The following is a 14,396-nucleotide window of genomic DNA, read 5'->3' on the forward strand; positions in this document are numbered from 1 at the left end:
GGGAAATTGCTTGGATAATGGTGCGATAGAGAGCTTTTTTGCTCGATTAAAAACGGAATGTTATTACGGCAAGCAATTTGAAACGTTTGAGCAACTTGAAAAAGCCATCCATGAATATATTCATTACTATAATCATGAACGGATTCAAGTTAAATTAAAAGGACTAAGCCCTGTGGAATACAGAACTCAGTCCTTGAATTAAATGAGTCTAACTTTTTGGGGTCAGATCAAAATTCCTGCTTTTCTCATTTTTAATGAGCGGATTATAAAGCTTCTATGGCTTTATACTGCTCACGGATTTTTTCTAATCCCGATTGGTATTCAGCCATTTTCTCACGTTCTTTGGCGATTACTGCTTCCGGTGCTTTGGCAACAAAGGCTTCGTTGCTAAGTTTACCTTCGATACGTTTGACTTCCTGTTGATATTTTTCCATCTCTTTGGTCAAACGGGCAAGCTCGGTTTCTTTGTTGATAAAACCCGCCATTGGCACAAGAAGTTCCGTATTGCCTACCAATTTAGCCACGGCAAGCGGGGCATTTTCCCCTTCCGTTAACACGCGTGCCTCACCCAATTTTGCCATTGCACATAAAAGTGCGGTCTGTTTTTCAAGAATTTTTTGTTCTGTCGCATCAATGTTACGGAACAATAAATCTAATCCTTTACTTGGGGCGATATTACATTCTGCCCGAATGTTACGCACAGCCACAATCACTTCTTTTAACCAATTAATTTCACGCTCGGCTTCATCATCAAAGGCAGTTTCATCCACCGTTGGGAACGGTTGCAACATAATGCTATCCGCTTCAATGCCGACAAAGCCTTTTACTTTTTGCCAAATTTCTTCCGTGATAAACGGAATTAACGGGTGTGCTAAACGCAATAATTGTTCTAACACACGCACAAGAGTTTGGCTTGCCGCACGAATTTGCGCCGGTGTACCCATTGCAAATACTGGTTTGGTTAACTCCAAATACCAGTCGCAGAATTGGTTCCAGGTAAATTCGTAAATCGCATTAGCTGCTAAGTCAAAACGATATTGGCTTAATGCTTCACGGAAATCCCCCACAGTGCGGTTAAAACAAGATTCAATCCAACGATCTGCCACGGAAAATTCAATTTCCCCTTCGCTTAAATCCAATTTTTCATTGGTTAACACAAAACGGCTGGCATTCCACAGTTTATTACAGAAATTGCGATACCCTTCAAGGCGTTTCATATCCCAGTTAATATCACGCCCATTGCTGGCAAGGGCTGCCAAGGTAAAACGTAACGCATCCGTACCATGTGCGCTAATGCCTTCGGCAAACTCTTTACGGGTTGCTTTGGCAATTTTTTCCGCAAGTTGTGGTTGCATCATATTACCGGTGCGTTTTTCCAGTAAATCTTCAAGGCTGATACCGTCAATCATATCAATCGGGTCAAGCACATTGCCTTTCGATTTGGACATTTTCTGTCCTTGCTCATCACGGATCAAGCCCGTAACGTAAACCGTTTTAAACGGTACTTGCGGTTTACCATTTTCATCTTTGATGAAGTGCATGGTGAACATAATCATCCGAGCCACCCAGAAGAAAATGATGTCAAATCCGGTGATTAATACATCTGTCGGGTGGAACATTTTGAGTTCTTTGGTTTGTTCCGGCCAACCCAGTGTAGAGAACGTCCACAAGCCGGATGAGAACCAAGTGTCTAACACATCTTCATCTTGTTTTAAGGCTAAATCCGCAGGCAAATTGTATTTTGTGCGAACCTCTTGCTCGTTGCGTGCAACGTAGATATTGCCCTCAGCATCATACCATGCCGGAATACGGTGTCCCCACCAAAGTTGGCGTGAAATACACCAATCTTGAATGTCCCGCATCCAAGAGAAATACAGGTTTTCATACTGTTTCGGTACAAATTGGATTTCACCGTCTTCTACCGCTTTCGTTGCCACTTCAGCGAGCGGTTTAACGCTCACATACCATTGATCTGTAAGCATTGGCTCAATCGGCACACCGCCACGGTCGCCATAAGGCACTTTGAGATCGTGCGGTTTAATCTCTTCCAACAGCCCCATTGCCTCAAAATCCGCAACGATTTTCTTACGGGCTACAAAACGCTCTAAGCCACGGTAATCTTCAGGAATAAGTGCGGTGTAATTTTCCAAAGGTTTATTGTTGTAGCCGATGACTTCCGCTTCGTCACGAATATCCGCATTGAGCGTCAACACATTCACCAACGGTAAATTATGGCGTTTCCCCACTTCATAGTCGTTAAAATCGTGAGCAGGGGTGATTTTTACCACACCGGTACCAAATTCACGATCCACATACTCATCCGCCACAATCGGAATTTCACGATTAGCGAGTGGGAGCATCACGGTTTTACCAATTAATGATTGGTAACGTTCATCTTCCGGATGAACTGCCACCGCCGTATCACCCAACATGGTTTCAGGACGGGTGGTCGCCACCACCAAATAATCTTTGCCATCTGCTGTTTTTACGCCATTGGCGAGTGGATAACGGAAATGCCAAAGCGATCCTTTGCTTTCTTTGTTTTCCACTTCCAGATCAGAAATCGCTGTATGCAATTTAGGATCCCAATTCACCAAGCGTTTACCACGATAAATCAAGCCTTCTTCGTGCAGACGAACGAACACTTCTTTTACTGCATTGGATAGCCCCTCGTCCATGGTGAAACGTTCACGTTCCCAGTCGATTGAGTTCCCCAAACGGCGCATTTGTTGGCTAATTGTGCCACCTGAATAAGCTTTCCAATCCCAAATTTTGTTGATAAAGGCTTCACGCCCATAATCGTGACGGTTTTTGCCCTCTTCCGCCGCAATTTTACGTTCCACCACCATTTGGGTGGCGATGCCTGCGTGATCGGTGCCCGCTTGCCATAGGGTGTTATGCCCTTCCATACGATGAAAACGAATCAGCGTATCCATCAGGGTTTGCTGGAACGCATGCCCCATATGCAAACTCCCCGTCACATTCGGTGGCGGAATGGCAATACAATAACTCGGTACATTCGGATTTTCACTCGGTTTAAAATACCCTTTCTCTTCCCAGTGTTGATAAAGGGCTTGTTCTACCGCAGACGGATTAAAACGGTCTGCCATTTGGAGGTTTTGTGTCATTGTTAATCTCTTTTTGTATAACGTGGACTTTCTTAGTCCACTATAATTACTTAATGATGAAGCTAGTTTTTCTCTACTCCATATAGGAATATCATTTAGATTTATAAAAGAAAAACACTCCTGTTAAAAGAATTAATAAGGCAAAAATTAAGGGACCAAACAATACTGCCTGTTCGCCACCTAACTGAAACAGAAATTTAGCTGTAAAAGTTAAAGAATCAAAATTCATTTCTCCGTCAGTATTTTGAACCTTGCTATAATCAAATATTCCTAGGAAAGCTATTAGAGGAAAGGCTAAAAAACAAATCTTAGCTTGTTTAGCATATTTTTCTTTTTTATCTTGATTTTTCATAAGATCCCCAGTCAATTTTTAGTAAATGCAATTAAATAGAACAACTCTTCATTCGGATAAATCTCTCTAATCACTTTTTTCAACTCAGCCAACGTCATATTTTCTTGCTCAGCATGTTGTTCCGTTAATTCATCTAAGGTAATAGGCGAAACACTTAATACTTCAATCGTGCAGAAATATTGATTATCCTCGAAGCGCCCAACACGCAAAACATCACCCGCTTTAAAATGACTTTCGGATTTATCCCGAATGGTGATGGTTTTCAGCCCTGCGAGAATATCGGCTTCAAAGCGTTGGTAGAAAGTAATATCGTTTGGTGGCATTTTGTTCCTTAAAAGAGCGGTTAAATTTTAGGGATTTTTTGTAACCCGTGAGTTAACCAATTTTTCTAAAACATTAGAAAACAGCTTTATTTCGCATAACCTACAATTTTTTCTTTTCCATCAGGATAATGTTCAACAATAGTCCCATTCCGCTTTTGAAAGGTCACGACTTCGTGTTTCATTTTCTCTTTCATCCATACTGAGAAAAGAAGTTTAAGCTGTCTCTGTTGCGCTAAAATTTCTTCTTTAGTCATCTGACTATTCCTTATTGATTAACCCGAATCTCCCCTTTCACACGTTTAATTTCGGATAATAAACGGCGTTCTTCTTGGCGGCAAAAACTATTCTCACCTAATTTAGCCGCCTCTGCAGTGCAACGGATCTGTTGATATTGGGATTCAAGCACTTTCAATAAGGCTTTTTGTTCTTTTAAGTAGCGATTTGTGGCCGTTTTACGCACTTTTTCTGAATGACGTACCACTTTTTTTTCTGCCATGTCATCTTTCTTACCATCAGAATCAGCGGTGGTTCCCATTTCTTCAACAGTTTTTCCCACAGCTTCAACCTTATCAGTCTTTTCCACCGCTTCACCTTTCGCTGCTGGGGATGGGATTTCCTCTTTAACAGCTTCTGACGTTACCGATACCGCTTCTGTTTTATTTTCAGAAAGTGCGGTCATTTTTTCAGGTGTTTTTGCCTCTTGGTTATCACAAGCCGCTAAAGTTAAAACACTGCTACCTATTAAAAGAGAGAAAGCAAATTTCATTGTCAATTTCATATTAGTTAGCTCCATAAGGTTTATCTTAAATTAGGTATTTTCCGTGGAAAGTTGCCAGCCTTGCATACGAAGTTGTTTATAACGTTCTCGTGCTTGCGCTTTAGGCGTTTCTTCCACCGGTACAAAATCAATCAGCTGAGTAAAACTATGGCTAAATTCCGGTACGGTTTGTTGCAAGTTAATCAGCAAATCCCGTTGTTGGGCATTGCGTTTTCCTTTCCATGAAATTTCAATCGGAGTGGGATATTGGGTCGCTTCACCAGATAAATTATGGGGTACAAATTCATCGGGTTCCCGTTGCCAAAGTGCTTCATCAATATCGAGGGCTTGCTGCTCTGTTTCACAAGCAATCAGCACTCGCTTACCCAAGCGCCAAGCGGAAGCCGCCAAGTTACACGCAAGCTGTTCAACACTCAGCGGGGTTTGTTCCGTTAAAATGTAAAACTGCGCATTTTTTACCATTTTCATCTCAATTTTACCAAGCTGTAAACTGGCGAATTTTACCGAAAAATCAGGGAAAAATAAATGGTTAAATCATGCTTTGAGCCAATAGAAAAAACGCTCATTAAACCGACCGCACTTTTTTATGATCTAAATCACAAAACTGATTTTTCGCTTTTTTGTTACATTCCATTCATACCTCTGAAGTGTTAAAATCAGGTCGTTTTTTCGTTTCATCTTATTGAATAGGAGTATCATAATGGCATTTCGCATTGAAAAAGACACCATGGGTGAAGTTCAAGTTCCTGCCGATAAATATTGGGCTGCACAAACTGAACGCTCACGCAATAATTTTAAAATTGGGCCTGAAGCCTCCATGCCGGCTGAAATTATTGAAGCCTTTGGTTATTTGAAAAAAGCCGCTGCCTTTGCCAACCATGATTTAGGTGTGTTGGCCGCTGAAAAACGTGATTTAATCGCCCAAGCCTGCGATGAAATTTTAGCGAATAAATTAGATGATCAGTTCCCGCTTGTGATTTGGCAAACCGGCTCCGGCACGCAATCTAATATGAATGTGAATGAAGTGGTGGCAAATCGTGCTCATGTGTTAAATGGCGGAAAATTAGGTGAAAAATCCATTATTCACCCAAACGATGATGTTAATAAATCCCAGTCTTCTAATGATACTTTCCCAACGGCAATGCACATTGCTGCCTATAAAAAAGTGGTGGAACACACTATTCCTTGTGTTGAACGCTTACAAAAAACCTTTGCCGCAAAATCTGAAGCGTTCAAAGATGTGGTGAAAATTGGTCGTACCCATTTAATGGATGCAACCCCCCTCACCTTAGGTCAAGAATTTTCAGCCTATGCCACACAATTGGATTTCGGCTTGCGTGCATTAAAAAATACCCTTCCTCATTTGAGCCAATTAGCCCTTGGCGGTACAGCAGTCGGAACAGGATTAAACACACCAAAAGGCTATGATGTGAAGGTAGCCGATTACATTGCCAAATTTACCGGACTTCCATTTGTTACCGCTGATAATAAATTTGAAGCATTAGCGGCGCATGATGCCATTGTGGAAACTCACGGTGCATTACGCCAACTTGCAATGAGTTTGTTCAAAATCGCAAACGACATTCGCTTATTAGCCTCCGGCCCTCGTTCCGGTATCGGTGAAATTTTAATTCCTGAAAATGAACCGGGTTCTTCCATTATGCCGGGTAAAGTGAACCCAACTCAATGTGAAGCCATGACAATGGTTTGTGCACAAGTGTTCGGTAACGATACCACCATTGCCTTTGTCGGCTCACAAGGTCATTTTCAATTAAATGTATTTAATCCGGTGATGATTGCCAATTTCCTCCAATCGGCACAATTATTAGGTGATGCTTGTGTTTCCTTTGATGAACATTGTGCGGTAGGCATTGAGCCGAATTACCCACGCATTAAACAACAGCTTGAAAATTCATTAATGTTAGTCACCGCACTGAATACGCATATCGGTTATGAAAATGCGGCGAAAATTGCCAAAACCGCCCATAAAAACGGCACAACCTTGCGTGAAGAGGCCATTAATCTTGGCTTAGTATCAGCGGAAGATTTTGACAAATGGGTGCGCCCTGAAGATATGGTGGGTAGTTTAAAATAAACTTAGCCATAAAATAACGGTCAAAGGCGGGGATACTCTCGCCTTTTTTTATCGTGAATTAAACGGGCAACGCGCTACATAGAGGATAAACCGTACAGCAAGATAGCTAACACCATATCATTGAAATTTTAATTCGCTCTATTTGAGATTTTAAAGAGGCTTTTGTTATAATCTGCGCCTTACTGAACCGTGAAAGAACAATATGAAAATGAAATCCCTTTTCGTGACAATTTTAGCTTTTTTTTCAACCGCACTTTCTGCCCATTGGCAACAGGTCGGTCATGCTGAATATACTTGGGGGCCTTTCCATGTATATAGTGTCGGACTTTTTTCCGAAAACGGTTCATACCAAGAAAATCAATCTCCATTGATGTTCTCTATCAAATATGAAAAACCTATTGAAGGCAAAAACTTTGCGATCACCCTCATCAAAGAAATGGAAGCCCAGCAACTCAGTGCCGATGACACCAATGCTTGGTTGAAAAAAATGCAGGAAATTTTTCCTGATTTTTCACCCAATGACATTTTAAATTTCGTGGCATTAGAAAATAAAGGCTATTTTATTGCCAACGATACCGTGCTAAATCATGAATTTGATGCCAAATTTACTCAAGCCTTTATTGATATTTGGCTTTCTCCAAAAAGCAGCTTTGTGAAATTACAGCCTCAATTATTGGGTAAAGAAAAGGGCGAGCAAAATCCTCAAGAATTTCAATATCAGCCGGCAAGCGAACCTTTTGATGAAGAAAATACCATGCCGGAGTTACCACCAAACTACGATCCACAAAATAATTTAAACGGATAAAACCAAAAGGCGAACAGATTGTCTGTTCGCCTTTCTCTTATGATTGCACCATTTTTTCCAAATAGAGCATGATCTGCAATGCAATATCCACTCCACTGGTTTTCTCGATCATTTCCAATCCCGGACTGGCATTAACTTCCAACACCAATAAACCGTCCTTAGAGCGAATAAGATCCACGCCCGAAACCACAAGCCCCAAGGCTTTTGTGGCGCTAACCGCCAACTGTTTTTCTTCCTCCGTTAAAAGAACAGGTTGTGCACTGCCACCACGATGAAAATTCGCCCTAAACTCCCCTGCTTGCCCGATACGCTGCATACTGGAGATAACCTTATCCCCCACCACAAAACACCGAATATCTTCGCCTGCGGCTTCTGCCACAAAATCTTGTAGCAATACCGACACATTCGCTTGTTTTAGCGTTTCCAAAATACTAACGGCACTTTGTGACTTTTCCGCCAACATCACGCCAATCCCCTGAGATCCCTTTAAGGTTTTGATAATTAAAGGACAATCCATCGCTTCCACCACGGCTTTAGACTCACTTTCGATGCCTGACAATCGGCTATTCGGTACGGCAATGCCATGACTTCGCAAAACTTGTAAACTTTCCCATTTATCCCGCGCCATTAAAAATGCCTTTTCCTTATTCAAGCAATAGACCCCTTTGGCTTGAAAGTGGCGTAACACCGCACAGCCCATTTTGGTGCTTGCTGTGCCGAAACGGGGTAATACGGCATCATAATCAGGCAAAAGATAAACCTCTCCTTCCTTTGGTTGATAATAAATCTCAAAGTGCGGTGTATTTTCTGTGAGTTTTAGAATACAACGATTTGGATCTAAAATATCCATTTCATGCCCACATTGTGTTGCAGCTTCTTTTAAACGTTGACAACTGTATAAACGAGGCTCACGGCAAAGCATCAATAATTTCATCGAAAATTTCCAATCAAAAACGGCAATGCATTATACCAATCATAGCAATCCTGAAAAACGGTTTATGGTCTATCAAAAAAAGAGTAGAATGGCGAAAATTTAACATAGAGGAGAAAATGATGTTTGTTGAGATTTTTGGCCGCTCCGGTTGCCCTTTTTGTATCCGTGCAAAAAACCTTGCTGAAAAATTAAAAGATGAATTGGCTGATTTTGATTATCGCTATGTGGATATCAATGAAGAAGGTATGACCAAAGACGATTTATCCAAACTAGTCGGAAAAGAGGTGAAAACCGTCCCACAAATTTTCATTGATAAAAAACCGATTGGCGGTTGCACAGATTTTGAAGCCTTAATGAAAGCACAATTCGGTATCACTTCTTAATTCCCAACCTAATTTAAACTGCCGTAAAGTGCGGTCAATTTTTGAAAAGTTTACAAAATTTAAAGGCTAAGCCCTGTACTCACAGTACTTGGCCTTTTTATTTTCACTTGAAGACGCAACATCACAACCGTTCTCTTTCGTTTAAAAACGCATTTCCATGAAATCGACCTTTCATCTTCGAAATCCTATTCAACCCTAAATTGTTTTTTCCTTATTATATTTTTGTAAAGATATTGTTATTTGTTGTGTATAAAGATTATACTAGCTCCCAGTTGAGGAAAATTTTTCTCAACCCATCCCTAACTCAAATCTGTGAGGTGAAACTATGCAACACAAAGTAGCAACAGCTAACGGTCAAGCAATTACACTCAATCACGATGGCTCCCTCAATGTCCCAAACAATCCTGTTATTCCCTTTATCGAAGGTGATGGTATCGGCGTAGATGTGACACCCGCAATGCGTTTGGTTATTGATGCTGCCGTATCGAAAGCCTATGGTACGACACGAAAAATTGATTGGTTAGAAATTTATGCCGGTGAAAAAGCCAATCAAATTTACGGTGAAAACACCTGGTTGCCGGCAGAAACATTAAAGGCAATCAAACAATATCATATTGCAATTAAAGGCCCATTGATGACACCGGTGGGCGGCGGCATTCGTTCATTAAATGTCACCATGCGACAAGAATTGGATTTGTATAACTGTTTACGTCCTATCCGTTATTATGATGGCACACCAAGCCCGGTCAAACACCCTGAATTCGTTGATATGGTTATTTTCCGTGAAAACTCGGAAGATATTTATGCCGGCGTGGAATGGCAAGCAGGATCAGCAGAAGCCGATAAAGTGATGGCATTTTTACGCCATGAAATGGGAGTGAAAAAAATTCGTTTCACCGAGCAATGCGGTATTGGCATTAAACCGGTCTCAAAAGAGGGGACACAACGCCTCGTACGTTCTGCATTGCAATATGTAATTGATAATGATCGCCGCTCACTCACTTTGGTACATAAAGGCAATATTATGAAATTTACCGAGGGGGCATTTAAAGAATGGGGTTATCAAGTTGCACAAGAATTGGGTGCTGAAATCATTGATAACGGCCCATGGCACAAATTGAAAAATCCCAAAACCGGACGGGAAATTATCATAAAAGACTGCATTGCTGATGCATTTTTACAAGAGGTACTGCTCCACCCTAAAGATTACGATGTGATTGCGACCTTAAATCTGAACGGTGACTACATCTCCGATGCCTTAGCAGCCCAAGTTGGCGGTATCGGTATTGCACCCGGTGCGAATATTGGGGTAGAAAGCGCTATTTTTGAAGCCACTCACGGCACCGCACCTAACATTGCAGGGCAAAATAAAGCCAATCCAAGCTCCATTATTTTGAGCGGTGAAATGATGCTACGTCATTTGGGCTGGACGGAAGCGGCCGATTTAGTGGTAAAAGGGGTGGCAAAAACCATTGCCAATAAAACCGTCACCTTGGATTTAGCCGAAACACTGGAGAATGCTAAATTGCGTTCTACTATGGAATTTGCCCAAGACATTGTGAGTAATATGTAAATCATTAACTTTTATCGCTGTATTCGTTTTCCATGATAAATTCACTGAGGCTTTACTCACGACTTTCTATCCTTTTTCATTCAGACGGAGATCGCCTATGTCATTTTTTACTGAATACCAAACCCATGTTAACCAACGGGCTGCTCAAGGTGTCGCCCCTCTTCCACTCAATGCCCAGCAAGTGGCAGAATTAGTCGAATTGCTAAAAAACCCACCACCTGAAAATCAAAATCTATTCGTTGAATTATTTGAAAGCCGCATTCCCACAGGCGTTGATGAAGCCGCCTATGTGAAAGCGGCTTTTTTAGCAGATTTAATTAAGGGAAACACACAATCACCCTTGATTTCACCACAAAAAGCCGTGCAATTATTAGGTACAATGCAAGGGGGGTACAATATCGCTCCTCTCATTGATACATTGGATATTGACGAGCTTGCACCATTAGCCGTGAAAGCTTTATCGCATACCTTATTAATGTTTGATAACTTTTATGATGTTGCGCAAAAAGCCAAACAAGGCAACGCCTATGCCCGGCAAGTTCTACAATCTTGGGCAGATGCCGAATGGTTTTTATCCCGCCCTCAATTAGCTGAAAAATTAACCTATACCGTTTTTAAAGTTTCCGGTGAAACCAATACAGATGATCTATCACCGGCACAAGATGCTTGGTCACGTCCTGATATCCCTTTACATGCATTAGCCATGTTAAAAAACCCGAGAGAAGGGATTGAACCGGACGAAGCCGGTGTCATTGGGCCGATGAAACAAATTGAAGCACTAAAACAAAAAGGTTTTCCATTAGTCTATGTGGGCGATGTTGTAGGAACAGGATCCTCACGCAAATCTGCCACGAATTCCGTGTTATGGCTAATGGGTGAAGATATGCCTTATATTCCCAACAAACGGACAGGTGGTGTGGTACTTGGTGGCAAAATTGCACCGATTTTCTTTAACACTATGGAAGATGCCGGCGCCCTCCCTATTGAGCTGGATGTCAGTCAATTCAATATGGGCGATGTCATTGATATTTACCTTTATGCAGGTAAAGTGTGTAAACATAATACCGATGAAGTTCTATCAACCTTTAAACTGAAAACAGATGTATTACTTGATGAAGTGAGAGCCGGTGGTCGTATTCCCTTGATCATCGGCCGAGGCTTAACGCACAAAGCACGAGTAGCACTAGGCCTACCGGAAAGCGATGTGTTTGCCAAACCGCAAATCGCCAATGAAAAGAATAAGGGCTTTACACTTGCTCAAAAAATCGTAGGGCGGGCCTGCGGAGTCACCGGAATTCGAGCTGGACAGTATTGCGAACCACGAATGACCAGTGTTGGCTCACAAGATACCACAGGGCCAATGACCCGTGATGAATTAAAAGATTTAGCCTGCTTGGGTTTCTCTGCTGACTTAGTGATGCAATCATTCTGCCATACCGCAGCCTATCCCAAACCGGTCGATGTCATCACTCACCATTCCTTACCGGATTTTATTATGAATCGAGGCGGCGTTTCATTACGTCCCGGCGATGGTGTTATCCATTCTTGGTTAAACCGTATGTTATTACCGGATACGGTCGGCACCGGCGGTGATTCCCACACTCGCTTTCCAATTGGTATCTCCTTTCCTGCCGGTTCCGGACTTGTGGCCTTTGCTGCCGCAACCGGCGTTATGCCGTTGGATATGCCTGAATCTGTCTTAATTCGCTTTAGCGGAGAAATGCAACCCGGCATTACACTACGGGATTTAGTCCATGCCATCCCTTATTATGCGATTCAACAAGGTCTTCTCACGGTAGAAAAAGCAGGCAAAAAGAATATTTTTTCCGGCAAAATCCTTGAGATTGAGGGGTTGGAACACCTAAAAGTAGAGCAAGCTTTTGAGATTTCCGATGCCTCGGCTGAACGTTCGGCGGCGGCTTGCAGCATTAAACTCAATAAAGAACCGATCATCGAATACCTTAATTCTAATATTGTGCTACTCAAGTGGATGATCGCTGAAGGTTATGGCGATAAAACCACACTTGAACGCCGCATTCAGGCTATGCAAGATTGGCTTGCCAATCCACAATTATTGGAGGCGGATAAGGATGCTGAATATGCGGCGGTTATTGATATTAATCTCAACGACATCAAAGAGCCTATTGTCTGTGCCCCAAATGATCCCGATGATGCCCGCCTATTATCGGAAGTACAAGGTGATAAAGTCGATGAAGTTTTTATTGGTTCTTGTATGACCAATATCGGCCATTTCCGTGCCGCCGGCAAATTACTCAACCAACATCAAGGCATGCTCCCAACCCGTCTGTGGATTGTGCCACCCACTAAAATGGATGCCCATCTCTTAAGTGATGAGGGATATTATAGTATTTACGGCAAGAGCGGAGCACGAATTGAAGTGCCGGGTTGTTCCCTTTGTATGGGCAATCAGGCACGAGTAGCAGATGGTGCGACCGTTGTTTCCACCTCAACCCGTAACTTCCCAAATCGAATGGGTAAAGGCGCTTTCGTTTATCTCGCCTCCGCAGAGCTTTCCGCTGTCTGTGCCTTACTAGGCCGTATTCCAACACCGGAAGAATATTTGCAATATGTGCAAAGTCTTGAAACAGACAAAGAGGATACCTATCGCTATATGAATTTCGACCAAATCAACAGCTATCTCAACAAAGCTGAGGGTTTGATTTTTCAAACAGCAGTATAACGAAAACACAAAAGGAGACTTAATATGCCAAACTTACATCCAACTTTAACTGCAGAACTTCATTTAAGTGATGGTCGTAAAATCGCCTTACCAGTTTACCAAGGTTCTTTAGGCTATGATGCAATTGGTGTAGAAAGCTTGCAAAAACAAGGTTTATTCACCTACGATCAGGGACTAACCTCCACCGCACTTTGTGAATCCAGTATTACTTACATTGACGGTGATCAAGGCACTTTATTACATCGAGGTTATCCCATCGACGAATTAGCCTTTAATAAAACCTATCTTGATACGGCATATTTATTGTTAGAGGGAGAAATACCGACAGAACAACAACTCTCTGATTTCAAAAAAGAAATTTGTTCACATTATATGGTAAACGATCAATTTACCCGCCTATTCCAAGGGTTTCGGCGAGATTCCCACCCTATGGCGGTGATGTGTGCGGCAAGTAGTGCGTTGGCCGCATTCTACAATGATGATTTCCAAGCAGACAAAGATATTGATCGCACAGCCATCCGCTTATTAGCCAAAATGCCAACCTTGGCAGCAATGTGCTACAAATATAGCATTGGCCGCCCATTTATGTATCCACAGTATCACCTCTCCTATGCGGGTAACTTCTTATATATGATGTTCGCCACCCCTTGTGAGCCTTATGTGGTAAATCCCGTGTTAGAACGAGCAATGGATAGAATTTTTACCCTGCATGCCGATCACGAACAAAATGCCTCTACCTCATCCGTGCGTAGTGTTGCCTCCTCAGGTTCAAATCCCTTTGCCTGTATTGCAGCAGGCATTGCCTCTTTATGGGGTGCTGCTCATGGCGGTGCAAACGAGGCTTGCATACGAATGTTAGAAGAAATCGGTACGGTGGACCGTATTGCGGAATTTATCGCCAAAGCGAAAGATAAAAACGATCCGTTCCGCTTAATGGGGTTCGGACACCGAGTGTATAAAAACTACGATCCTCGTGCCAAAGTGATGCGTGAAACCTGCCATGAAGTGTTACAAGAGCTGGGTATCACCACCCCATTATTAGAAGTTGCGATGGAGCTTGAACGCATTGCGCTAAGCGATCCTTATTTTATTGAACGAAAACTCTATCCAAATGTGGATTTCTATTCCGGTATTATTTTAAAAGCTATCGGTATTCCAGTGTCAATGTTCACCGTCATCTTTGCCCTAGGCAGAACTGTCGGTTGGATTGCGAACTGGAAAGAAATGAACGAAGAACACCTAAAAATTGTCCGTCCAAGACAAATTTATACCGGTCATCAAGCGCGCCATTTAAAATAGGCAAGAAATCTTGACTCATTCAAAG

General features: G+C 42.2%; 14 protein-coding genes. 7 read left to right on the forward strand and 7 right to left on the reverse strand.

Annotation, left to right across the window (positions count from 1 at the left end):
• Positions 1 to 202: IS3 family transposase (locus tag BKK48_RS05985; protein WP_143538812.1), on the forward strand; the 202-nt coding region annotated here is incomplete at its 5' end.
• A 61-nt stretch (positions 203 to 263) separates the two neighbouring features.
• On the opposite strand, the gene BKK48_RS05990 is transcribed toward BKK48_RS05985, so the two are convergent.
• From BKK48_RS05990 to BKK48_RS06010, 6 genes are all read right to left on the reverse strand, one after another.
• Positions 264 to 3,128, reverse strand: coding sequence for a valine--tRNA ligase (locus tag BKK48_RS05990; RefSeq protein WP_077427241.1), 2,865 nt, complete (start codon positions 3,126 to 3,128; stop codon positions 264 to 266).
• A gap of 91 nt (positions 3,129 to 3,219) precedes the next feature.
• Positions 3,220 to 3,480 (reverse strand): hypothetical protein, encoded by a 261-nt coding sequence (locus tag BKK48_RS05995; protein WP_077427242.1) that lies wholly within the window; start codon positions 3,478 to 3,480, stop codon positions 3,220 to 3,222.
• 11 nt (positions 3,481 to 3,491) lie between these two features.
• Positions 3,492 to 3,803 (reverse strand): N(4)-acetylcytidine aminohydrolase, encoded by a 312-nt coding sequence (gene yqfB / locus BKK48_RS06000; protein WP_077427243.1) that lies wholly within the window; start codon positions 3,801 to 3,803, stop codon positions 3,492 to 3,494.
• A gap of 86 nt (positions 3,804 to 3,889) precedes the next feature.
• Positions 3,890 to 4,057 carry a hypothetical protein gene (locus BKK48_RS09965; RefSeq protein WP_167366160.1) on the reverse strand — a complete coding sequence of 56 codons (168 nt, stop codon included), beginning with the start codon at positions 4,055 to 4,057 and terminating at the stop codon, positions 3,890 to 3,892.
• An 11-nt stretch (positions 4,058 to 4,068) separates the two neighbouring features.
• Positions 4,069 to 4,581 (reverse strand): hypothetical protein, encoded by a 513-nt coding sequence (locus tag BKK48_RS06005; protein WP_077427244.1) that lies wholly within the window; start codon positions 4,579 to 4,581, stop codon positions 4,069 to 4,071.
• A gap of 30 nt (positions 4,582 to 4,611) precedes the next feature.
• The gene (locus BKK48_RS06010) at positions 4,612 to 5,043 is read right to left on the reverse strand and encodes a DNA polymerase III subunit chi (RefSeq protein ID WP_077427356.1); all 432 of its coding nucleotides are present in this window, start codon (positions 5,041 to 5,043) and stop codon (positions 4,612 to 4,614) included.
• A gap of 238 nt (positions 5,044 to 5,281) precedes the next feature.
• On the opposite strand from BKK48_RS06010, the gene fumC reads away from it, so the two are divergent.
• Positions 5,282 to 6,676 carry a class II fumarate hydratase gene (gene fumC, locus BKK48_RS06015; RefSeq protein WP_077427245.1) on the forward strand — a complete coding sequence of 465 codons (1,395 nt, stop codon included), beginning with the start codon at positions 5,282 to 5,284 and terminating at the stop codon, positions 6,674 to 6,676.
• A 202-nt stretch (positions 6,677 to 6,878) separates the two neighbouring features.
• A complete protein-coding gene (locus BKK48_RS06020; protein ID WP_077427246.1) occupies positions 6,879 to 7,481 on the forward strand; it encodes a chalcone isomerase family protein in 603 nt (200 codons plus the stop codon).
• A 37-nt stretch (positions 7,482 to 7,518) separates the two neighbouring features.
• Here the strand turns inward: BKK48_RS06020 and BKK48_RS06025 are convergent, their stop codons facing one another.
• A complete protein-coding gene (locus tag BKK48_RS06025; RefSeq protein WP_077427247.1) occupies positions 7,519 to 8,415 on the reverse strand; it encodes an ATP-grasp domain-containing protein in 897 nt (298 codons plus the stop codon).
• 119 nt (positions 8,416 to 8,534) lie between these two features.
• Here BKK48_RS06025 and BKK48_RS06030 point away from each other — a divergent pair, with 119 nt between their 5' ends.
• The 4 genes from BKK48_RS06030 to BKK48_RS06045 all read left to right on the forward strand — a co-directional run bounded on the left by BKK48_RS06030 (position 8,535) and on the right by BKK48_RS06045 (position 14,371).
• Positions 8,535 to 8,798 carry a GrxA family glutaredoxin gene (locus BKK48_RS06030; RefSeq protein WP_077427248.1) on the forward strand — a complete coding sequence of 88 codons (264 nt, stop codon included), beginning with the start codon at positions 8,535 to 8,537 and terminating at the stop codon, positions 8,796 to 8,798.
• A gap of 325 nt (positions 8,799 to 9,123) precedes the next feature.
• A complete protein-coding gene (icd, locus tag BKK48_RS06035; protein WP_077427249.1) occupies positions 9,124 to 10,371 on the forward strand; it encodes an NADP-dependent isocitrate dehydrogenase in 1,248 nt (415 codons plus the stop codon).
• Between the two features lie 97 nt (positions 10,372 to 10,468).
• On the forward strand, positions 10,469 to 13,072 hold the full coding sequence (acnB, locus tag BKK48_RS06040; RefSeq protein WP_077427250.1) for a bifunctional aconitate hydratase 2/2-methylisocitrate dehydratase: 2,604 nt from the start codon (positions 10,469 to 10,471) through the stop codon (positions 13,070 to 13,072).
• 24 nt (positions 13,073 to 13,096) lie between these two features.
• The gene (locus tag BKK48_RS06045; RefSeq protein WP_077427251.1) at positions 13,097 to 14,371 is read left to right on the forward strand and encodes a citrate synthase; all 1,275 of its coding nucleotides are present in this window, start codon (positions 13,097 to 13,099) and stop codon (positions 14,369 to 14,371) included.
• Positions 14,372 to 14,396 lie beyond the last annotated feature (25 nt).

The sequence above is a fragment of the Rodentibacter heidelbergensis genome, from assembly GCF_002000125.1.
GTDB classification, from domain to species: Bacteria; Pseudomonadota; Gammaproteobacteria; order Enterobacterales; family Pasteurellaceae; genus Rodentibacter; species Rodentibacter heidelbergensis.

Excerpts from the sequence above, each read along its gene's own strand:
- BKK48_RS05990 (WP_077427241.1), bottom strand. The coding sequence starts at position 3,128 with ATGACACAAAACCTCCAAATGGCAGACCGTTTTAATCCGTCTGCGGTA.
- BKK48_RS05995 (WP_077427242.1), bottom strand. The coding sequence starts at position 3,480 with ATGAAAAATCAAGATAAAAAAGAAAAATATGCTAAACAAGCTAAGATT.
- yqfB (WP_077427243.1), bottom strand. The coding sequence starts at position 3,803 with ATGCCACCAAACGATATTACTTTCTACCAACGCTTTGAAGCCGATATT.
- BKK48_RS09965 (WP_167366160.1), bottom strand. The coding sequence starts at position 4,057 with ATGACTAAAGAAGAAATTTTAGCGCAACAGAGACAGCTTAAACTTCTT.
- BKK48_RS06005 (WP_077427244.1), bottom strand. The coding sequence starts at position 4,581 with ATGAAATTGACAATGAAATTTGCTTTCTCTCTTTTAATAGGTAGCAGT.
- BKK48_RS06010 (WP_077427356.1), bottom strand. The coding sequence starts at position 5,043 with ATGGTAAAAAATGCGCAGTTTTACATTTTAACGGAACAAACCCCGCTG.
- fumC (WP_077427245.1), top strand. The coding sequence starts at position 5,282 with ATGGCATTTCGCATTGAAAAAGACACCATGGGTGAAGTTCAAGTTCCT.
- BKK48_RS06020 (WP_077427246.1), top strand. The coding sequence starts at position 6,879 with ATGAAAATGAAATCCCTTTTCGTGACAATTTTAGCTTTTTTTTCAACC.
- BKK48_RS06025 (WP_077427247.1), bottom strand. The coding sequence starts at position 8,415 with ATGAAATTATTGATGCTTTGCCGTGAGCCTCGTTTATACAGTTGTCAA.
- BKK48_RS06030 (WP_077427248.1), top strand. The coding sequence starts at position 8,535 with ATGTTTGTTGAGATTTTTGGCCGCTCCGGTTGCCCTTTTTGTATCCGT.
- icd (WP_077427249.1), top strand. The coding sequence starts at position 9,124 with ATGCAACACAAAGTAGCAACAGCTAACGGTCAAGCAATTACACTCAAT.
- acnB (WP_077427250.1), top strand. The coding sequence starts at position 10,469 with ATGTCATTTTTTACTGAATACCAAACCCATGTTAACCAACGGGCTGCT.
- BKK48_RS06045 (WP_077427251.1), top strand. The coding sequence starts at position 13,097 with ATGCCAAACTTACATCCAACTTTAACTGCAGAACTTCATTTAAGTGAT.